The sequence below is a fragment of the Paenibacillus sp. PvR098 genome, from assembly GCF_017833255.1.
Taxonomy (GTDB): Bacteria; Bacillota; Bacilli; order Paenibacillales; family NBRC-103111; genus Paenibacillus_G.
This window is the reverse complement of the sequence record NZ_JAFIBU010000001.1, coordinates 3,814,896-3,835,595: the sequence shown is the minus strand read 5'-3', so window position 1 is coordinate 3,835,595 and position 20,700 is coordinate 3,814,896. Positions and strand designations below refer to the sequence as shown.

Here is a 20,700-nt window from a genome sequence, read left to right as displayed (position 1 = left end):
TACAAGAAAACCTCCATTTCTTCAAGCTTGCTCCTGAAGAAATGGAGGTTCTGCTGCGTTACGAACATCGTTTAGATCAAAGAAACATTATCGCGGCTGCGTGCCGGTGATTTCCGTTTCTCGATCAACCGGTTGATCGCATCCACGTACGCACGCGCGCTTGCTTCGAGAATATCGGTGCTTACGCCGCGCCCCTGTACGGAGTAATCGCCTTGTTTCAGTACCACGTGTACCTCACCGAGCGCATCCTTGCCTTGCGTGACCGATTGGATCGAGTAATCTTCAAGCTCGACCTCTTCCTTCGTTGCTTTATCGATCGCATTGAGGATAGCGTCGACGGAACCGTTGCCTAACGCTACTTCTTCCAGCATTTCGCCTTCAATTGTCTTCAAGCGAATCGTTGCTGTCGGTGTCGATTGGTTGCCGTAAGAGACTTGAATCGTCTCGAGTGCGAACACTTCCGGCGTTTCGATCAGCTTCTCCTCGATCAAGGCCAAGATATCCTCGTCCGTCACGTTCTTCTTCTTATCGGCCAAATCCTTGAATTTGGCGAACGCCGCATTGAGCTGCTCATCGCTCAGGTCATAGCCGAGATCTACCAGCTTCTCACGGAACGCATGGCGGCCGGACAGCTTCCCGAGCGTCAGCTTGCTTTCCTTCAGACCGATAGTCTCAGGCGACATGATTTCGTACGTCGTCTTTTCCTTAAGCATCCCGTCTTGGTGAATACCCGATTCGTGTGCAAACGCATTAGCTCCAACAATAGCTTTATTACCCGGCACAATCATACCTGTCAGTTTGCTGACCAAACGGCTCGTACGGGCGATTTCGGACAGCGTAAGCGATGTCTTCGCCTGGTAGAACTCCTGACGCGTCTCCAGCGCCAGCGCCACTTCCTCGATCGCCGTATTGCCGGCCCGCTCCCCGATACCGTTAATCGTTCCCTCGATTTGATCGGCTCCATTCAAGATGGCCGCGAGCGCATTAGCCGTAGCCATGCCGAGGTCATCGTGACAGTGTGCGCTGAGCTGAATCTTCTCGATACCCGGCACGTTTTCCTTCAGCGTCTTGAAGATATTACCGAACTCGTAAGGCGTCATATACCCTACGGTATCCGGAATATTCACGACCGTAGCGCCTGCACGAATGGCCATCTCCGTCACTTCGCACAAGAAGTCCAGCTCAGTACGTCCGGCATCCTCAGGAGAAAACTCAATTTTATTAAAGTATTTCTTGGCATACCGGATGGCCGCTTCTGCCGTCTCCAGCACCTGATACTTCTCCATCTTCAGCTTATGCTTCCGGTGAATCGGAGAGCTGGCAAGGAACAAATGCAAGCACGGGTCCTGCGCATCTTTAAGCGCTTCGCGTACTGCATCAATGTCCTGCTCACGAGAGCGCGAAAGGCCCACGATTGTAGCATTCTTCACCGCTCTAGCTACGGCGTTCACGCCCGCCAAGTCTCCTGGAGAGGCCGCCGGAAATCCGGCTTCAATCCGGTCTACGCCTAGCTTCTCCAGCTGAAGGGCGATTTCCACCTTCTCTTGCATGTTCAGATTCACGCCCGGCGATTGCTCGCCGTCGCGCAGCGTCGTATCGAAAATATAAATTTTTCTCATGCCGTCTCACCTGCGCTTTATCATAATTTAACTACTTTATTAAAGCAGAAAAAGGTACAGCCAGGGAACCGTCCGGGAACGAACATGCCCTGCCGTCCGTTCCCCACGCTGTTCCCAAGCCGACCTTAAGCCGCTCAACATTCGTTGTTTGTTAATTACTTCTTAATCCAGTGCATCAGTTCACGCAGTTGGGAACCGACTTGCTCCAGCGGATGCTCGGATTCCAGACGGCGAGTAGCCGTGAGGAACGCACGACCGGATTGGTTCTCGAGAATAAAGTCGCGAGCAAACTTGCCTTGTTGGATATCGGAAAGAACGCGCTTCATTTCTTGCTTCGTCTCGTCAGTGATGATGCGAGGTCCGGTTACATAGTCACCGTACTCTGCTGTGTTGGAGATGGAATGTCTCATACCAGCCAGACCACCTTCGTACATCAGATCCACGATCAACTTCAGCTCGTGCAAGCACTCGAAGTAAGCCATCTCAGGAGCATACCCAGCTTCTACCAGCGTTTCAAATCCGGCTTTAACCAGCTCAGATGCGCCGCCGCAAAGAACAGCTTGCTCACCGAACAGGTCAGTTTCCGTTTCTTCACGGAAAGAGGTTTCAATCACGCCTGCACGTGTACAACCGATACCTTTAGCATAAGCCAAGCCGATAGCTTGAGCTTGACCTGTAGCATTCTGGTGCACTGCGATCAGACCAGGAACACCGAAGCCTTCCACGTATACACGGCGTACCATGTGACCCGGGGATTTTGGTGCTACAAGCAGAACGTCTTTGTCCGCAGACGGATTGATCTGACCGAAATGAACGTTAAAGCCGTGGGAGAACAAGATTGTTGCTCCTTGCTTCAGGTTCGGTTCGATTTCATTCTTGTAAACGCTCGCTTGAGTTTCATCCGGCATCAGGATTTGAACCACGTCTGCAAGCTTGGTCGCTTCCGCAACGGAGAATACTTCGAAGCCGTCGTTTTTCGCCTGGTCGAAGGAACGACCTTGACGAAGACCGATAATAACTTTAAGACCGCTGTCACGCAGGTTTTGCGCTTGCGCGTGGCCTTGGCTTCCGTAGCCGATAATGGCGATTGTTTTACCCTTTAATACGTTTAAATCAGCATCTTTTTCATAATACATTGTTACAGCCATGGATAATAGCTCCTCCTTTAATATAAAACCCTGTGAGCGGGTGCTGAAGCGGACCACATTGACCTTCCTGCTATTGTCATCCGCTTGAGCCCCCGCTCACAGAACATTGTACTACGATTACTTGAATATCTTCAAACGGTTATTTCACCATGCCTCGAATCATCGCCGTTACGCCTGTCCGGGACAGCTCCTTAATGCCGTAAGGCTTCAGCAGCTCGGTCATCGCGTCGATTTTCTCTGAATCGCCAACCACCTGCACGACCAGCGTGTTCGGACCGATGTCAACGATGGCTGCACGGAATGTCTCAACCACGCCGAGAATCTCAGGACGGATGCCAGGCTCCGCATTGACCTTGATCAAGGCGAGCTCACGCGCAACCATGGGATTCGAACTCAGATCGACGACTTTGATGACATCGACCAGCTTGTAAAGCTGTTTCGATACTTGCTCCAGCGTATTATCATCACCAGTAGTAACGATAATCATTCGAGACAGGCCCTTTTCCTCGGACTCGCCGACAGTGATGCTCTCGATATTGAAGCCCCGGCGGCCGAACAGACCAGATACACGCTGCAGCACACCGGGCTGATTATTCACTAGAACGGATATGGTGTGTTTGCGAGTCATTTACGAATCCCCCATTATCATTTGGTCTATCGTCGAGCCCTGCGTTACCATCGGAAACACGTTCTCCTCTTTGCGCACGACAAATTCGACGAGCACCGGACCCGGGGTGTCCAGCGCTTCCTGCCATACACGGCGGGCATCTTCTTTATTCGAAGCTCTAAGACCCTTCACGCCGTAAGCTTCGGCCAATTTCACAAAGTCCGGGCTGCCGGCAAGATCGATATGACTGTAACGATTATCGTAGATAAGCTCCTGCCACTGGCGAACCATACCCAACACCTGATTGTTGATAACGACAATCTTGACCGGGATCTTGTTAATCGCGCAAATCGCTAACTCCTGCGAGCACATTTGCATGCCGCCATCGCCGTTGATGGAAACGACCAGCCGATCCGGATGAGCCACCTGCGCACCGATCGCCGAAGGGAAGCCAAAGCCCATTGTTCCCAGACCTCCGGAAGTGATCCAAGAACGCGGATGATTGAACTTGTAGTACTGTGCCGTCCACATTTGGTGCTGCCCTACATCGGTCGTCACAATCGCTTCGCCCTTGGTCGTATCATTGATCATTTCGATCACATACTGCGGCTTCAGCTCCGTATCCGAATCTTGATAGCTCAGCGGGAAGTTCTTCTTGTTTTCTTGATTCCACCCGATCCACTGTTCCGATTTGGACGGTTTCGCTTTCAGGTTAGCCAGCTGGAGCACCGTTTTCACGTCTCCAACAACCGGAATCGCCGTTTCAACGATTTTGCCTATTTCCGCCGGATCGACGTCAATGTGGACGATTTTCTTTGCTTTAGGAGCAAAGCCGTTCACCTTCATCGTCACGCGGTCATCAAACCTTGCGCCAATGCCGATCAGCAGATCGCAATTCTGCAGCGCATGATTGGCTGCGTACGTCCCGTGCATCCCCGGCATCCCAAGCCAAAGGTCATGCGCACTTGGGAAGCCCCCCAAGCCAAGCAGGGTAGTGGTAACGGGAATACGGGTTTTTTCCACGAACTCAATCAGTTCTTTGGACGCATCGGCGTAGACGATACCGCCGCCGGCGATAATGACGGGGCGCTCACTTTCTGCAATCGCCTCCAGCATGCGGTCCACCTGAAGCTTGTTAGGATGCAATGTCGGGTGGTACCCGCGGATCTCCACATTTTCCGGATAATAGAACGCCGCCGTGTCGTTCGATACATCCTTCGGAATGTCGATCAGCACCGGTCCTTTACGGCCGGTCGAAGCAATATGGAACGCTTCTTTAATAATACGAGGCAAATCCTTCACATCGCGCACCAAATAGCTGTGCTTCGTGATCGGCATCGTGATGCCGGTAATATCCGCTTCTTGGAAGGCATCCGTACCGATCACTGTCGTCGCTACGTTGCCTGTGATGACAACAAGCGGAACCGAGTCCATGTATGCTGTAGCAATACCGGTGACAAGATTCGTCGCTCCCGGCCCGGAAGTAGCGATACATACGCCTACCTTCCCGGTTGAACGGGCATAGCCGTCTGCCGCGTGAATCGCACCCTGTTCATGACGCGTCAGCAAATGGTTGAAATCCGAATTGCCGTGCATCGCATCGTAAATATATAAAACCGCTCCACCCGGATAGCCAAAGACGCAATCCACGTCCTCCAGCAGCAAGCTGCGCAGCAGCATCTCCGATCCTGTAATGGTATCTGGCTTCAGCAGCTCTTCGTGCAGCTGCTCCTTCGACTTTTGTTTGGTTTGAACGATCATGTATAGCCCTCCTCTCAAAAAGTCCGACAACAACTAAAAAACCCCTCTCGCCCCAAACGCAACAATAGCGTCTGACGGGACGAAAGGGGTTGATCTTCCGTGGTACCACCCAGATTTGTCAAATGCCTCACAGCAAATAACCTTAGCAGGTAATGCACGCCGCTAGCAGGCGCGTCGCTTACCCTCGGCACGGTAACGTGTGCCACTCCGATTCTCCCTAGTACCCATGACGCTTTAAAGGCGCCGCGCTTTTCAGGAAAACAGCTCCGAGGTGAGCTCGTACATAAGGGATTAATGGCATTGGTCTCAGCATCTCCGCCGCTCTCTGAACATAAGAGCCCTTATAACTTCGTCCTCTTCATAGCCGATAACTCTGTTGTACTTTTTGTTTATTATATGCCGAACCTTTGCTTTAGTCAAGCGGAAATGAGGGTCCCGCTCCATCTAAGCGAGATGACTTGATATGGGGCTGTAACGCCATCGTGCGAGCTGATCATTTTTTTCATATTTTAGTGGAAGGAAATTAGATTCGGATATCGAATCCTATTCTAATATATCACATTATGTAGAGGGGATCATCATGAATAATCTATCAGAGGTACGCAAGCAGCAGCTGGATTACATTGGCATCACAAATGATGATTTACAGCTCTTGCATAGCAGAGAAAAAGCCTTCAAAGATGTAGTTTATGCATTAGTTGACGAGCTTTATGAACGGATTATGCAGCGTCCGGAACTTAGGCGAATCATTGAAACCCACAGTACGATTGATCGATTAAAGGAATCCCAGCGATGGTATTTCCTTTCGCTAACCTCAGGTACAATAGATGATGCATTTATAGAAAGAAGGATTTTTATAGGCCAGGTGCACTCGCGGATCGGCTTGACGACGCAATGGTACCTGGGAACGTATATGCTGTATCTTGATTTGGCAACAAGCCACTTCAAACGTATTTTACCGGATGGATGGCTGCCGGTAATCAATGCACTCACCAAAATGTTCAACCTGGACTCTCAGCTTGTACTAGAAGCCTATGAATATCATGAAAAGCAAAAAATTCAAGGGCTAGTGGATGAACAAGGGCGTTTGCTGCAGGGGATCAGCTCGGCCGTGCAGGAGCTGGTTTCGATGATGGTGGAGCTGAGCAGAAGCAGCCAGTCGGTCGCAAACTCGGCTATTCGTTCAGCAGAATCGCAGGAGAAGTCCCATGACATGGTGCAGGAGCTCACTACAGAAGTAAAGCAAATTCAAACTATGGGATCACTCATACAAGAGATCTCCGATCAAACTCACTTACTCGGTCTCAACGCGGCGATCGAAGCGGCTAGAGCAGGTGAACATGGACGCGGTTTTGAGGTAGTCGCAAACGAAGTTCGCAAATTAGCAAGCGGCTCCAAGGGAGCCCTTGGACAAATACAGGCGAAGCTGGGGACGATCTCACGACTGCTTAAAGAAGTAGAACATGAGTCGAAGCAAACTACCACCCAGGCCCAGACGCAGGCAGCCAGCGCTGAAGAATTATCCTCGTTCGTTCAGATGATCGAGAAAGTAACGGCCGATCTTGATCAATTACAATCCACTTAACATCATCCAGGGACCGCGAATCGTTTCTTTCATATTAAATAGATGAAAACCATACCAAAAAGCACCTCCTGTAGAAGATACGTTAGAACGCATCTTTTGCAGGAGGTGCTGTTATGTTGATCCGATGAATTACGCGTTAACTTTTTGCTTCGCAGTTTCGGCTAAGGAGTTAAACGCATTGATGTCGTTAACAGCAAGCTCCGCGAGCATCTTGCGGTTCACTTCTACACCAGACAGCTTCAGGCCGTGCATTAGCTTGCTGTAGGACAAACCGTTTTGACGAGCTGCCGCGTTGATCCGCGTAATCCACAGTTTGCGGAAAACACGCTTGTTCTGACGGCGGTCACGGTATGCGTACACCAAGGATTTCATAACTTGCTCTTTAGCTGTTTTAAATAATCTATGTTTGGAACCGAAGTAACCTTTAGCAAGCTTCAAAATTTTCTTGCGACGACGAGTGCGGATGAATCCGCCTTTCACTCTTGCCATGATGATCTACCTCCAAGGATTGTTAAGTATACAAACGAAATTACTTGATGTTGCCGAGCTGTTGTTTCAGGCGTTTTACATCGCCTGGAGCCATAACCGGGTTCGTGCCCAGAACGCGCTTCTGACGAGCGGATTTACCGGACAGCAGGTGGTTCTTACCTGATTTATAACGTTTCACTTTACCTGTACCTGTAATTTTGAAACGGCCTTTCAGGCTGCTGTGTGTTTTCATTTTTGGCATGGGGGGGTTCCTCCTTAAAAATAAAATTATTGCTGTTGTTTCGGGGCCAAGATCATGATCATGCTCCGACCTTCCAGCTTCGGCCTGCGTTCAATGACGCATAACTCTTCTACCTCGGCAGCCATCCGTTCCAGAACGCGCTGTCCGATTTGGGCGTGAGCGATCTCCCGGCCGCGGAAGCGTACCGACAGCTTTACTTTATCGCCGTCGTTCAGAAATTTCGTTACATTGCGAAGCTTCGTTTGGAAGTCGTGCTCGTCAATCGTCGCACTCAAACGAACTTCTTTAAGCTCAACGATCTTCTGGTTCTTACGGGCTTCCTTCTCTTTCTTCTGCATCTCATAGCGGTATTTACCGTAATCCATGATCCGACAGACCGGCGGTTTCGCCGTTGGAGCCACGTTAACCAAGTCCAAGTTCTGATCCAGTGCAATCTGCATCGCTTCCCGGAACGGCTTGATGCCGAGCTGCTCTCCATCTGCGCCAATCAAACGAACTTCTCTTGCACGAATTTCATCATTGATGATGTGTTCTGTACTGATAACCTGCCACCTCCAAAGGGTTTATTAAAAAAAAATACGTGGGCGATAAAAACGCCCACGCGGTTTGTTTCAAGTGATTGATCTATCCGATAAAACATCAGATATTCAAGTAAGGTCACTCTCATTCATAACCAGCCAACCTACGTCGGACAGGTGAGAAGCGGGCGCTTCTTCTTTCGCACTCAAATACTATACCACACTCCGTTTATGGAAGTCAACGGAGTATGTCGATTTTCTCAAAGTAATTTAACTAGCCTGTTTGCTGTGCATATCCTCGAGACGAATCACGCGGGTATGCTCCGTATGGCTCCACTGCTTATTGTTTTGCGTGAAGAACGCATAAATCGTGATCGGCCACCAAGAAAACATAAAAATAGGATACAGGATCAAATACTTATATGTTTTCAGAGATGCCTTATCCATGATCATGGAGATCGGAAGCAATACATAGATCGAGATCGTAACCACGTTAAACAAGATAGGAGACATTTCGTACAGCTTAGTAAGCTGTGCTCCACCAAGTATGACATTGTCGAACCAAACTGCCATCGTTACAATCGAACCCAAGAAAAAATTATATACATTGGCCGAGTAAATCGCGGCATCAATTTTCGTCCAGCTGCGTTCTTTAATCCCCTGCCAAAGCAATACGAAAAAGTAACGGCGGCAAACGTCAAAATGTCCTTGCATCCAACGCAGCCTTTGCTTCGCCGAAGCTCTAAACGTAAGAGGCTTCTCGTCGTATACCTTCGCATCCTGATTAAAGGTGGGCTTCACGCCTAATTTGACGCATCGCATGGAGAATTCCAAGTCCTCAACAAGACTTGTCGCACCCCAGCCGATCTGCTTGAGCAGCCCCGTTTCAAAGCACATGCCTGTTCCGCCTAGAAAGTTGGCCAACTTCAAATTGGTACGAGGCAGCTGCCAGAATCGGTTGCTGAAAAAATAAGAAATGGCATACGAAGCGGTAATCCAGGAATCGTTAGGATTTTTGGTATCCAGATAAGCCTGAATGACTTTGGCGCCTTCGCACAAGTCGTTATTCATGTGTCTTAGATAATCCGAGCTTGACAGGTTATCGGCATCGAACATGACCACCGCGTCGTATTCGCGAGGCATCTTCCAAAGCTCCTTGAGCATCCACTCAATCGCGTACCCTTTGCCTCTCAGGTTCGGATTATGGCGTTCGCAGGCATATACTCCCATATCGCGGGCAATTTGCGCCGTGTTATCGGTACAGTTGTCGGCAATCACGAATATATCGTACAACTCTTTCGGATAATCCAAATTTTTCAAATTCTCAATCAACGCCCCGACGACTTGTTCCTCGTTATGCGCCGCCACCAGGACGGCAAAAGTTTTTTGCGGTGCGTGCTGTGCTTTGTTCTTACGGCGATACCAGCCAAAAAACGTCAGACCCAGTTGATAAGCCCCGACTACGATCAGCGTAAACTGAAGGCCTAACAAAATACTGTCCAGCATGATACATCCCCCTTTTTTTTGTATGTACCCCTATTTTTTTCTCTTTTAAAAAACGGATTCGATAATGCCACTCCAATTGGGAGGGTCGCCGAATATGATTTTCCTCTCTTTGCTATGATTTGTCAAAAGCTCCACATCGCTTGATTAAGTCAGTTCTTTATCATTTTCGGGAAAAACAGCAGCAGTTTCGGTCAGACTCTTTGCTATCCATCTTTTTACGTCTTATTTTCATCGTTTTTCATTTATTTTATAAGTACCGCTTGGAAAAACTTTCTTGTCTAAATTTACAGAGGCGATGATTTCGCAATCCCAACTGCTTGTTCTTCGCCATCTTAGCCGATACACTACTGCTCATTACATGTTTAAACCATTGCACAAAAATCGAAACCCAAGCTTGCACAAACTAAATGGCTACCTGGAATAAATAGCATCATTGTATAAGTTTTGACTTTGCTTGAAGAGTACATTTAGGCAGCAATTTTCCAATATCATACAGACGAACTTGTTTGCGAAAAAGTTGCTGCTTCTAATTAGATAGAACCAAACTCCTATAACCCCCGTATATTTTGTAAATCAAGACCCATGGTCCTGTCCAAAAACTTGCCTACTCTCATGTTGGACAAAGCCTCACACATCGTTCATAATTTATGTTAGAGGAACCCTTCAAACCTGCCGTTTCATATCATACGGTGACGGTTAGACCCTCGTCAATGGAAGATTCTTTAATATAGCGTTGATACTCCATTAACAATTGTGTTTTATAATAATACATGAGCTTATCTAAAGCTTACCCCACTGTAGGGAGGTATGGTGATAACATGAGCCGGATTATCACATGGCTTCAGCATCATGAAAACCGAATGTTTTGTTTTGTCAACCAGCGGATTCGGCATCAAGTGCTGGATTTCTTTTTTAACATCATCACTCATCTGGGGGGCGCTACGGCATCGATTGCCACGGCACTTTGCATTGCCCTGTTCGCCGAAGGGGTATGGAAGTCCGCCGGGATAGTGAGCTGTATCGCACTGGGACTTAGTCATGTGCCTGTCGCTATAATAAAGAAGAAATATCCGCGTCTGCGTCCTTATCTTGTACTTGAAGGTACCAATACATGCAAAAACCCACTTAGGGACCATTCGTTCCCTTCCGGGCATACGACAGCCATTTTCTCGGTAACTGTCCCGCTGATGTTCATTACTCCTTGGCTTGCGGCGATTTTGATTCCATTAGCCTCACTGGTCGGCATGTCGCGTATTTATTTGGGACTGCACTACCCCTCCGACGTTCTAGCCGGCTCGCTGATCGGGACGATGACGGCCTTGACGACCGTTGCTTTTTTTGGATAAAAGCAGTAGTGTTAATTCGATATACATTCAACTGATACAAGGGTATGGTGAACCGCAATGCGTAATAAGAGGGTCTTATTATTATCCGAAGGCTTCGGAGCAGGCCATACGCAGGCCGCCTACGCCCTATCCGACAGCCTTCGCATGCTCTCTCCCGACATCCAGACACATGTTCTCGAGCTGGGCACGTTTCTGCATCCGACGCTGGCTCCATGGATTTTGAATGCCTACCGCAAAACCGTATCAAACCAACCGAAGCTTTACGGTCTCATGTATAAATCGCAATATAAAAAATCGCTGAACCGTCTCTCGCAGCTTGCTCTCCACCGGATCTTTTATGCGCATGCCGCGGAAGTCATCAACCAGCTGCAGCCGGATACGATCGTATGCACCCACCCATTCCCGAATGTCGTCATTTCCAGGCTGAAGCGGTTCGGCCTGAACGTTCCGCTGTGCACCGTCATTACCGATTATGATGCCCATGGAACTTGGGTCAGTAAGGAAGTCACCACATACCTGGTCTCGACCCCTGATGTAAAGCAAAAGCTGCTAGGACGCGGCATACCGTCTGATCGCATTCAAGTAACGGGGATCCCGATTCATCCGAACTTCTGGGAGCAGCATAACCTCGAGGAACTGCGCTCGCGCTTCGGACTGAATCGGCTGCCGACCGTGCTGGTTATGGGCGGGGGCTGGGGTCTTGTGAGGAATGAGGATTTCTTAACGGATTTGATCCGGTGGCGGGACAGGATTCAGCTGGTTGTCTGCCTCGGTAGTAATACGAGGGCTCTTACCGAGCTGCAGGAAGACGAGCGGTTCCAGCATCCTAACATTCGGCTGCTTGGCTTTACGAAAGAAATCGATAAATGGATGGAAGTATCCGATCTGTTGATCACCAAGCCCGGAGGAATGACCTGTACGGAGGGGCTGGCGAAGGGCATCCCTATGCTGTTCTATAAACCTATTCCGGGACAAGAGGAAGAAAATTTGCAATACTTTACCGAGCATGGGTTCGGAGAGCCCATCAAATCGGTAGAAACGGTTGACCAGTGGTTCAGACTGCTCGTTGACCATTACCCGGATTTGGAGAAGCGCCGGAGATGCATGACACGAAAGAGAAATACCTATGATCCGACCGATTGCTCTCGTGCCATTATAGATATTTTACAAAAATAAGACAGGCTGTCTAAAAAACGGATGACAAACAACCTGGAGGCAAGCGCCCTCCAGGTTGTTATTTATTATAAAGCTGCTAATGCATGTAGACTACCCTTATTAAGCTACTCTTGCTCTTCCGTGCTGACCTCAAGCTGCCGAAGATGCTCCGAAAGCGACTCTTCCCCTATAACGACCTCGAGCCGGTGTATGGGCATGCCCTTCTCATAAAATTTAGTCTCATATTCCGTCATGACAAGGTCTGTGCGAGGCCCTTCCGCATGTAGGTCCAATGAGATATTGCGCATCCGAAGCCCCAAATCAGCGAACGAATTCAGCGAGAATTCGAACAGAGAGCGGGAATCTGTTTTAAAATGAATTTCCCCCCGCTTATTCAACAGGCTTCCGTATTTATTTACAAAATTTGCGTGGGTTAACCTTCTGCGAGCATGCTTTTTTTTGGGCCAGGGATCGCTAAAATTCAGATAAATACGCTCGATCTCTCCAGCTTCGAACATGTTTTCGATATATTCTATGTTAAACCGCACCAATCGAAGGTTGGACAAATCCCCTCCGTGCTCTTCACGGGATTCCCGGGCCTTCTCGCTTCCGCGGCGAATCAGCTCATCATACATATCTACACCTATGTAATTGATCTGCGGGTTTAAAGCGCTGAGCTGACTGATAAAACGCCCCTTCCCCATGCCAAGCTCCACATGAATCGGCCTGTCATTGCCAAAAACCTCAGCCCATTTTCCTTTGTACGGCTCCGGATTCAGCACCACCAGCTCCGGCTGTGCTTCAATCGCTTCCCTGATTCCCTTACGTCCTCTTAAACGCATCGTACCGTCCTCCAACTGCTTGCATTTTCGCTTCAGGCAGCTTATCGCAAGCCTGCCTTATGTCTTTGAACGATTATACTCTGAAACGACGGGAATGAAAAGACCGGTTCATACCCGCGCTTCCGCAGTCTGAACCGGTCATGCGCTGATTGCCATAGAGCGGCTAAGCTTCAAGCTGATGATAATAAAGCTTATTGGTTTCCGGAAGCAGCTCCCGTTCCAGCGTTGCAAGCACTTTCCTTCTCGCTTCGGCCTCGATGGACGGCTGCTGATGAAAGCGGACCCCCGCCGCTAATGCCATGGCTTCCTTCAGTGAGAGCGTCAGTGTTACTTTTCGTTCTCCGTTGGGAATATGAGTGTCGCTCATGGAGCATACATCTCTTTCATATGAATGACCGAAATTATCGGTTACGAGTCTCGCCCTCATCCCGGTTACGTCCGCGCATTCCGGCTAACCCGAGTAAGCCCAGCAGACCTAACCAGCCCCAATCCATATCTCTATCGGTTGTTGCTGCATTAGTCCGGTAATTGGCCGTATGGTAATTGCCGCCATAACCGTAGCCTGTACGATCATTAGCGTTCGTGTTGGTGTTCATCCGGTCCAACATGTTATCGTTGTAGTTATTCGCGCGGGTGCCGGTGATGGGATGAGTATAATTGCCCGCACCTGTCGTACCTGTAGTTCCTGCCGCACCTGTCGTACCTGTCGTACCTGTTCCTGTTGTCGGCATACCGGTGGTACCTGTGTTCGTTGTCGTACTGGTTCCGGTTGTTGTCATTCCGCCAGGTGCGGTGCTTGCGCTGGTCCCGTAAGTGGAGGACGTTCCTGTTCCGGTTGAAGCGGCGTTAGCGAAGGCTTGGCCGCTAAATCCCAAGGAAGCAGTTAACGCGAGAGCAAGAACTGTTTTACCAAGCTTGTTCATAATGTGTAATTCTCCCTTCTGAAGCTGAGTTGTTATGCCGCCTTGCAAACATAGCATGAGCTGAGCGAAACATTCTTATCCTTCAGCAGAACAGGAGTGTTTTGTAAAGGAAACAATATGAAACAATTCGCTTTTGAGCCCAATTTTGATAAAATAGAAAGGTAAGCTTTACTAGAAAGGGAGTACACTCATGAATCATAGCCCAACGATCGAGCCGCTCCTATGGGGCGATAAACGTTTTCATACATGGAATTACGAGATGCGTGAGCAATTCGGAACCAAGGTGTTTAAAGTCATGCTGGATGCCGGCTTCACCTGTCCGAACCGGGATGGCACGATCGCGACAGGCGGATGTACCTTCTGCAGCGCGCGAGGCTCGGGCGATTTTGCAGGGAGCCGCCGCGATGACCTGGTGACACAATTCTGCAAAATCCGCGATCTCCAGCATCAAAAATGGCCAGAGGCGCAATATATCGGTTATTTTCAAGCTTACACAAACACTTATGCTCCCGTAGAGGAGCTGAGAGAATATTATGAAGCGATCCTGCAGCAGCCGGGTGTTGTCGGCTTGTCCGTCGCTACGCGGCCGGACTGCTTGCCGGACGATGTGATCGATTATTTGGCGGAGCTGAACGAACGGACTTACTTATGGGTCGAAATGGGGCTGCAAACGGTCCATGAATCTACATCGCAGCTCATTAACCGCGCACACGATACACAGTGCTATCTTGATGCGGTCGCGAAGCTCCGGGCACGGGGCATTCGCGTTTGTGCGCACATTATTTACGGTCTTCCTCAGGAAACTCATGAGATGATGCTGGAAACAGGACGCGCGGTGGCCGACATGGATGTGCAAGGCATCAAAATCCACCTGCTCCACCTGATGCGTAAGACGCCGATGGTCAAGCAGTATGAAGCCGGACTGCTGCGGTTCCTGGAGAAGGATGAATATGTCCGTTTGGTAGTCGATACGCTAGAAATTTTGCCCCCAGAAATGATTGTGCACCGCTTGACGGGCGATGCGCCGCGCGATCTGCTCATCGGACCGATGTGGAGCCTCAAAAAATGGGAAGTGCTCAATGCTTTCGACGAGGAGCTTCGGCGCCGTGATACCTGGCAGGGCAAAAAGCGGCTGCAAAGCTTGGCGACTGCAACAGTTCATGCCTAGATGACGTCAATAAATAAAAGACAATATGTATTTCTTGAAAGGAGTGGTTCACATATGCTCCGGGGTACTAAGGAACTCCTATACTCAACGTTGGGTGCTGTGATGCTGCTAGCGGCTGGATGCGCGAATGAACCCCCTGCGCATCCCCCCGCGCCGACCGGAACTTCTTCTACCGATACAACACCTTCCACGGAAGCCCTTGCTCCGAAAGCGGAGCCTGACGCTCCCGCGGCGGTTGACTCCCCCACGGACAGCGTGAGAGGAGATACAGAAGCCCCTCCAGAAGCAGCAAAACCGGCTCCCAAGGCTCCAAAGTCACCTTCTGTCCCAGAGCTCCCTGCATCCTCCGTGCTGCAAGAGGGCGGCAGAACACCTGCTTCGCCGAAAGAGCCGGAATCGAAGCCAAAGGCCCCCGTGATGAACATCGTGGATCCCCCCACAGTTGGAGCAGGTCCTGCGATGTCTGATGGCGAAAGAGCTGCACCCATGCTGCCGGAGCCGGTAGCTCCACCGACGGTGAGGTCCGAGCCCGATGATGCGGCCGAGCCAGCTGTCGAAAACGTAGAGAGGGATTTATGGGCCCCGGCTAACATAAGTGAACCGGTTCGTATAGAAGATGATAAAGACGCTCCAAATTAACAAAAGGCAGGCATCCTGGTGCCTGCCTTCGAAGCCAAAGAACCGGCTGCGGATACCGTCAGATCGGCCACCAATAGAGTCCATAGAGAATGTTATCGCTACAAGGAGGTTTGACCTAAAGTGGGGTTTGTTTCGATTCTCAGTTTTGCCCACAAATTAATTGAAGAACGCGTGAGAGCCGGTGATACGGCTGTTGACGCCACAGCAGGCAATGGAGTCGACACCGCCTTCCTGGCCCGTCTAGTTGGACCACAAGGAACCGTCCATGCCTTCGATATCCAGCGGCAGGCATTAGATCTTACGGCTGCGCGGGTAGCCAAAGAGCACCCAGACACGAGTGTTCAGCTGCACCACTGCAGCCATGCCGAGCTGCTGCGAGTCATTCCTCAGCATCAGCATGGGCTTGTGGCGTCGATCATGTTCAACCTTGGCTACCTGCCGGGGGCCAATCACGACACGATCACACAGCCCCATACAACAATCACGGCATTGGAAGCTGCCGCCAAGCTGCTCCGCCGTGGAGGCATCATTACGACAGTCCTGTACACTGGCCATCCAGGCGGTGAAGAAGAAGCCGCTGCTGTCGAACAGTGGGCTGCTGAGCTTCCACAGGGGCAATTTCAAGTGCTGCAATATCGTTTCATGAATCAAATTAACCGTCCTCCGTATCTGATTGCGATCGAGAAACGATGAATGAGTACCCTTTATCCTCCTCTCCTGCCTATAGCCATTGAATACTCGGATTGATATAATTCTAGTTAAACAAATCATAGAGAGTAGAGAAGCCCATGAAACCATATCCGCTTCAATGCAAACCGGAATTCAAAGAAAGAGTATGGGGTGGACGCGCTCTGGAACAGTTCGGACTTGAGCTTCCAGAGGGGCACATCGGCGAAGGGTGGATGATCGGAGATCATCTGCATGGGACAACCACCGTGGTGAACGGCGAACTGGCCGGTATGGGGCTGGATCAAATTCGCGAGCAATACGGCAAGATTCTATTCGGCAGCAAAGGTTTCTCCAAGATAAACGGCCGCTTCCCGCTGCTGATTAAGCTGCTCGATTGTCAGGACGATCTTTCCGTGCAGGTGCACCCTAATGACCATTATGATCGTCTTCCGCGAGGAGAACTTGGGAAAACCGAGATGTGGTATATCTTGGATGCCAAGCCGGGCGCTAAAATCATTTATGGCCTGAAGAACGGCGTAAACCGTGAACAGCTTGCCACGGCCATCGAAGAAAACCGCATTATGGATTGCTTGAATGAAATTACGGTCGAGGCCGGCGATTCCTTCTATATTCCGTCCGGGACGGTCCATGCACTGGGCGCAGGCGTTCTGGTAGCAGAGATCCAACAAAATTCCGACAGCACGTATCGTCTGTACGATTACGATCGTCTGGGCTTGGACGGCAAGCCTAGAGAGCTGCATATCGAAGATTCCCTGAACGTCATCGCCTATGAAGGCTCGGGCGCTACTTATATGAAGACGGAGCTTCCCGCTGTCAATCAATGGTTGACACTAGCCCGTTCCCCATTCTTCGTAACGGAAAAAGGTCAGGTCGATGGTGATTGGGGCTTGCAAACTACACCGGACAGCTTCATCATCCATATCATTTGCGACGGCACAGGCTCCATCCGCTGGGCAGACGGCGAGCTCCCCGTTAAACCGGGCGAATGCTACCTGCTTCCGGCCAATCTCGGAGATTACTCGCTTACCGGCAGCCTAACCGTGCTTCGCAGCTACTTGCCATAAATAAAATAACACCACCTCTCGAGCCTCGGGAGGTGGTGTTATTTTTTCCGCTAGCGATTACAAGACAGCGGACTTCTCTACATCCATAGTAAAATACTGCGTACGGGCGGTCGCAGCCGGCGGGAAATGGACTATCAGCAGCTGCTCCGCAGAACGGTCAAGCTCTCCCGTTTCCAAGTAATGGTCTAGACGGAACGGAAGCATCTCGATCATCGCATGCTTATGCAAATCCTTCTCGCCGATCGCAAGCTGAGCGAAAGAGGCCGATACGGCTTGCGGACGGTCTGCCAGCATGCGCATAAATTCCGATTGCCGGGACTTGTCCAGCGTGAAGTCCCACCATATTTTGCGCGGCTTGTACTTATGTCCGAGGAAATAATCGAGCTTCATGAAGCCTTCGATGACCTCAAGCTCAGCCGTCCCGCGATACTGTAAGAAAGCATGCAGCCGCGTAAACAAATCCTCCAGCTGATGGCCGATCTTCTGCCAGCCCCGTCCTTCCCAATAATCTCCAAACTCTTGGAAGAAATCAAACGCCGACGGAAACTCATGCTTAATCAAATACTTGACCGTATGATCCATGCGATGAGCATTCCAATATTTTTCGAGCACATCCTCGACTCTCTTGATCCTCACCAGATCACTGAACGGGAGAATGTTGTTGCCAAGAATTTCATAAGGTGCATGATCCATATAAATGTAGCCGTATTTCTCTGCATCGTGGCGCATCCCCGTGCCGCGCAGCATCTTCAGGAACCCGAGCTGCAGCTCTTCGGGACCCAGCTCGAACACATCGTTAAACGTCCGGCGGAAGGAGCCGTAGTCCTCCTCCGGCAGGCCGGCGATCAAATCGAGATGCTGGTCGATCTTGCCGCTTTCCTTGACCTTCTTGACCGTACGGGTCAGCTTGGCAAAGTTTTGCCGCCTTTTTACAAGCGTGTTGGTTAGATCATTCGTTGACTGTACGCCGATCTCAAACCGGAATATCCCGGGCGGTGCCTGCTCTGCCAAGTAATCCAGCACTTCCGGACGCATGATGTCGGCGGTAATCTCGAATTGGAACACGCAGCCCCGGTGATTTTGGATGAGAAAATCAAAAATCTCCAGCGCATAATCGCGCTTGATGTTGAAGGTCCGGTCCACGAACTTGATCAGCTTCGCGCCGGAATCGATCAAATACAGCAAATCGCTCTTCGTCCGCTCCATATCATAATACCGGACGCCCACTTCGATAGAAGAAAGACAGAATTGGCAGCTAAAAGGACACCCCCGGCTCGTTTCAAAATAAACGACACGGTTCGCAAGGCTCGGGATATCCTCCGCAAAACGATGAGGCGACGGAATGGCATCGAGCGCCAGCTTCGAACGCGGCGGGTTGATAATCACGCGGTCCTCCTTGCGGTAAGCAACGCCGAACACGCTGTAGAAGGCGCGGTCACCCTGCAGCTCCGATAGCAGATGATGAAAGGTCTCTTCCCCTTCACCCATGACGATAAAGTCCACCTCGGGGAGACGGTTCATCCAATAATCCGTATCGTAAGACACTTCCGGACCGCCGAGCACCACGACCAGCTCGGGCATAATTTTTTTGAGCATGCCGATCACGACGATCGTCTCTTCGATGTTCCATATATAGCAGGAGAATCCCACCACATCCGGCTTTCGCTGATACAAATCCGATACGATGTTCATCGCGGGATCCTTGATCGTATATTCGGCAATACGAATATCGGGAAAGTCATTTTGGCTGTAAGCCTTCAAATACCTAAGAGCCAGGGAGGTATGAATATATTTGGCGTTAAGTGTAGATAATACAATGCTTTTCATTTGGGTTTAAACCTTCTTTGTTTGCGATTGGCCTTACTCGATTTGTACCCCTATTTTACACGGAAAACGAGGGGAACACAAAAGAATCAGGTGCGCACGGCCCCGTTCCGTACATTAATGAAAAACCATACGAAGCACCATAGCACAAGCGGTACCGGCAAGGACCGTCCATAACAGGCTGCGGGTCTTGATGGCAATGATAAACGTGAACAAGCCGGCTGCCAGATCCACATTCTTAAGCAGCAGGAGCTTTCCGTCCGATACGAACAGCTCTTGTCCAACCAAAGCGGCCATGACGGCTATCGGCACATGCTTTAACCACTGCAGCGCCCAATCCGGCAAGGGTATACGGCTTAACACCATAAGGGGAATAACTCTGGGAAGGAACGTAACCAGCGATGCGCCAATAATGACCAATAAAATATGCCATCTCACTTCCATCGTTCGATCACCATCCCCAAGGTAGCCCCTGCTATAGTGGCTACAATAATACCAATACTTCCCGACGATACCCATCCGACTCCTATAACCACGAGAACAGCGAATACCGCAACGCTCATATCTACCACAAATTGGCCGCGGCTTGTCATCTGCAGTACCAGAAGCCCTATAAACATAGCCGGCAGAGCAAAATCCAAGCCATATTGCTCCGGCTGAGCAATCCATTGTCCCAAGAATGCCCCGGCCATATTGGCAATAATCCAGTTCACATAAGCCGCCAAATTAAGACCGTGCATCCATTTTTCACTGATCGCTTCCCGGTTCGATGTCTGACCCATCGCCACACCAAAGGTTTCATCCGTAAGCAGGGACCCGATCAGCATGTTTTTGAACGGTGAGAGATGGCGAAAAAAAGGCGATAACGCCGCACTAAGCAATAAATGACGCAGGTTAACAAAGAATACGGTAAAAATAATGGCTGGAGCCGAATGGCCCGCGGCGACCATCCCCGCCATAATAAATTGAGCCGAACCGGCATATAAGAGGATGGACATTAGAGCGATTTCAGCCGCACTGAGACCCGCCGTCTTTCCAATAATGCCTGCAGCAAAGCCAATGCTTAAATACCCCAGTAACGTAGGAATACAATCTTTAACCCCTTGAAGAAAATCTCCTTTTGCCTCTAAAACAGACGTATTGGTACTCATAATCTCTAACCCCTATGACCTACTAAAATTTGCGCCGACTATAGTAACAGGCACGTCAAAGCAATTTTACTCAGAAAACAAAAAAAATGGAACCATAAGGATCCATTTTGCTGTTACTGCATATAGGGGTTCTGCTGCATCCATTCCGCATCCGGATTCAACGCGGCCAGCATAAATTCGTCCTGACCGTCTTCGGACCATATGTTGGCTTGTGTCGTCAATTGAGCTTGAACCTGCTCTTTCTGCGTCATAAGCTCCGTAACATCGCCTTCAGTCCGATTGTTGATCGTATGCTGGAGCCGGTTTCTTTCTTCCAGTCTTTTAGCCATTTGATACAGGATCATGCTAAACATCGTCCTTTCGCTTTTAAGTTCTTGCATTCATGTTACCTTGCCAACATGAATGCAAGATTAAGGGAACATCA

General features: G+C 49.9%; 22 protein-coding genes and 1 other annotated feature. Of the genes, 7 read left to right on the top strand and 15 right to left on the bottom strand.

Features of this window, described 5'->3' with window-relative positions:
- Positions 1-71: 71 nt before the first annotated feature.
- From JOE45_RS19010 to ilvB, 4 genes are all read right to left on the bottom strand, one after another.
- Positions 72-1,619, bottom strand: a complete 1,548-nt coding sequence (locus JOE45_RS19010) for a 2-isopropylmalate synthase (RefSeq protein WP_210022845.1) — start codon at positions 1,617-1,619, stop codon at positions 72-74.
- 155 nt (positions 1,620-1,774) lie between these two features.
- Entirely contained in the window at positions 1,775-2,767 is a 993-nt protein-coding gene (gene ilvC, locus JOE45_RS19005) for a ketol-acid reductoisomerase (protein WP_210022846.1), read from the bottom strand.
- Between the two features lie 139 nt (positions 2,768-2,906).
- A complete protein-coding gene (gene ilvN, locus JOE45_RS19000) occupies positions 2,907-3,395 on the bottom strand; it encodes an acetolactate synthase small subunit (RefSeq protein ID WP_210022847.1) in 489 nt (162 codons plus the stop codon).
- On the bottom strand, positions 3,396-5,135 hold the full coding sequence (ilvB, locus tag JOE45_RS18995) for a biosynthetic-type acetolactate synthase large subunit (protein ID WP_210022848.1): 1,740 nt from the start codon (positions 5,133-5,135) through the stop codon (positions 3,396-3,398).
- Between the two features lie 580 nt (positions 5,136-5,715).
- Between ilvB and JOE45_RS18990 the strand changes: the two genes are divergently transcribed.
- The gene (locus JOE45_RS18990; RefSeq protein WP_210022849.1) at positions 5,716-6,720 is read left to right on the top strand and encodes a globin-coupled sensor protein; all 1,005 of its coding nucleotides are present in this window, start codon (positions 5,716-5,718) and stop codon (positions 6,718-6,720) included.
- Positions 6,721-6,849: 129 nt separating this feature from the next.
- Here JOE45_RS18990 and rplT read toward each other — a convergent pair whose 3' ends face one another.
- The 4 genes from rplT to JOE45_RS18970 form a co-directional block, all read right to left on the bottom strand.
- Positions 6,850-7,209 (bottom strand): 50S ribosomal protein L20, encoded by a 360-nt coding sequence (gene rplT / locus JOE45_RS18985; RefSeq protein WP_210022850.1) that lies wholly within the window; start codon positions 7,207-7,209, stop codon positions 6,850-6,852.
- A gap of 40 nt (positions 7,210-7,249) precedes the next feature.
- Positions 7,250-7,450: a 50S ribosomal protein L35 gene (rpmI, locus tag JOE45_RS18980; RefSeq protein ID WP_210022851.1), complete on the bottom strand. Its 201-nt coding sequence runs from the start codon at positions 7,448-7,450 to the stop codon at positions 7,250-7,252.
- Positions 7,451-7,476: 26 nt separating this feature from the next.
- Positions 7,477-7,977, bottom strand: a complete 501-nt coding sequence (gene infC / locus JOE45_RS18975) for a translation initiation factor IF-3 (RefSeq protein ID WP_210023572.1) — start codon at positions 7,975-7,977, stop codon at positions 7,477-7,479.
- Positions 7,978-8,016: 39 nt separating this feature from the next.
- Positions 8,017-8,174, bottom strand: a sequence feature (ribosomal protein L20 leader region).
- Positions 8,175-8,238: 64 nt separating this feature from the next.
- Positions 8,239-9,474, bottom strand: a complete 1,236-nt coding sequence (locus JOE45_RS18970) for a glycosyltransferase family 2 protein (protein ID WP_210022852.1) — start codon at positions 9,472-9,474, stop codon at positions 8,239-8,241.
- Between the two features lie 818 nt (positions 9,475-10,292).
- Between JOE45_RS18970 and JOE45_RS18965 the strand changes: the two genes are divergently transcribed.
- The gene (locus JOE45_RS18965) at positions 10,293-10,820 is read left to right on the top strand and encodes a phosphatase PAP2 family protein (RefSeq protein WP_210022853.1); all 528 of its coding nucleotides are present in this window, start codon (positions 10,293-10,295) and stop codon (positions 10,818-10,820) included.
- A 57-nt stretch (positions 10,821-10,877) separates the two neighbouring features.
- Complete coding sequence (locus tag JOE45_RS18960) at positions 10,878-11,996, top strand: MGDG synthase family glycosyltransferase (RefSeq protein WP_210022854.1); 1,119 nt, start codon at positions 10,878-10,880, stop codon at positions 11,994-11,996.
- A 104-nt stretch (positions 11,997-12,100) separates the two neighbouring features.
- Here the strand turns inward: JOE45_RS18960 and trmB are convergent, their stop codons facing one another.
- The 3 genes from trmB to JOE45_RS23640 all read right to left on the bottom strand — a co-directional run bounded on the left by trmB (position 12,101) and on the right by JOE45_RS23640 (position 13,740).
- Positions 12,101-12,817, bottom strand: coding sequence for a tRNA (guanosine(46)-N7)-methyltransferase TrmB (gene trmB / locus JOE45_RS18955; protein WP_210022855.1), 717 nt, complete (start codon positions 12,815-12,817; stop codon positions 12,101-12,103).
- Positions 12,818-12,980: 163 nt separating this feature from the next.
- A complete protein-coding gene (locus JOE45_RS18950) occupies positions 12,981-13,184 on the bottom strand; it encodes a hypothetical protein (RefSeq protein ID WP_210022856.1) in 204 nt (67 codons plus the stop codon).
- A gap of 34 nt (positions 13,185-13,218) precedes the next feature.
- Complete coding sequence (locus tag JOE45_RS23640) at positions 13,219-13,740, bottom strand: WGxxGxxG-CTERM domain-containing protein (RefSeq protein ID WP_245247072.1); 522 nt, start codon at positions 13,738-13,740, stop codon at positions 13,219-13,221.
- 190 nt (positions 13,741-13,930) lie between these two features.
- On the opposite strand from JOE45_RS23640, the gene mnmL reads away from it, so the two are divergent.
- The 4 genes from mnmL (at position 13,931) to JOE45_RS18925 (ending at position 17,301) form a co-directional block, all read left to right on the top strand.
- Entirely contained in the window at positions 13,931-14,908 is a 978-nt protein-coding gene (gene mnmL, locus JOE45_RS18940; RefSeq protein WP_210022857.1) for a tRNA modification radical SAM protein MnmL/YtqA, read from the top strand.
- A 54-nt stretch (positions 14,909-14,962) separates the two neighbouring features.
- Complete coding sequence (locus tag JOE45_RS18935) at positions 14,963-15,547, top strand: hypothetical protein (RefSeq protein WP_210022858.1); 585 nt, start codon at positions 14,963-14,965, stop codon at positions 15,545-15,547.
- A gap of 120 nt (positions 15,548-15,667) precedes the next feature.
- Positions 15,668-16,240, top strand: coding sequence for a tRNA 5-(aminomethyl)-2-thiouridylate-methyltransferase MnmM (mnmM, locus tag JOE45_RS18930; protein ID WP_210022859.1), 573 nt, complete (start codon positions 15,668-15,670; stop codon positions 16,238-16,240).
- Positions 16,241-16,335: 95 nt separating this feature from the next.
- Positions 16,336-17,301 carry a type I phosphomannose isomerase catalytic subunit gene (locus JOE45_RS18925; protein WP_210022860.1) on the top strand — a complete coding sequence of 322 codons (966 nt, stop codon included), beginning with the start codon at positions 16,336-16,338 and terminating at the stop codon, positions 17,299-17,301.
- A gap of 57 nt (positions 17,302-17,358) precedes the next feature.
- Here the strand turns inward: JOE45_RS18925 and JOE45_RS18920 are convergent, their stop codons facing one another.
- The 4 genes from JOE45_RS18920 to JOE45_RS18905 all read right to left on the bottom strand — a co-directional run bounded on the left by JOE45_RS18920 (position 17,359) and on the right by JOE45_RS18905 (position 20,620).
- On the bottom strand, positions 17,359-19,128 hold the full coding sequence (locus JOE45_RS18920) for a B12-binding domain-containing radical SAM protein (RefSeq protein WP_210022861.1): 1,770 nt from the start codon (positions 19,126-19,128) through the stop codon (positions 17,359-17,361).
- Between the two features lie 114 nt (positions 19,129-19,242).
- On the bottom strand, positions 19,243-19,569 hold the full coding sequence (locus JOE45_RS18915; protein ID WP_210022862.1) for an AzlD domain-containing protein: 327 nt from the start codon (positions 19,567-19,569) through the stop codon (positions 19,243-19,245).
- Positions 19,560-20,276 (bottom strand): AzlC family ABC transporter permease, encoded by a 717-nt coding sequence (locus tag JOE45_RS18910; protein WP_210022863.1) that lies wholly within the window; start codon positions 20,274-20,276, stop codon positions 19,560-19,562. The genes JOE45_RS18915 and JOE45_RS18910 overlap by 10 nt, the downstream gene beginning before the upstream one ends.
- A gap of 113 nt (positions 20,277-20,389) precedes the next feature.
- Positions 20,390-20,620, bottom strand: coding sequence for a hypothetical protein (locus tag JOE45_RS18905; protein ID WP_210022864.1), 231 nt, complete (start codon positions 20,618-20,620; stop codon positions 20,390-20,392).
- Positions 20,621-20,700 lie beyond the last annotated feature (80 nt).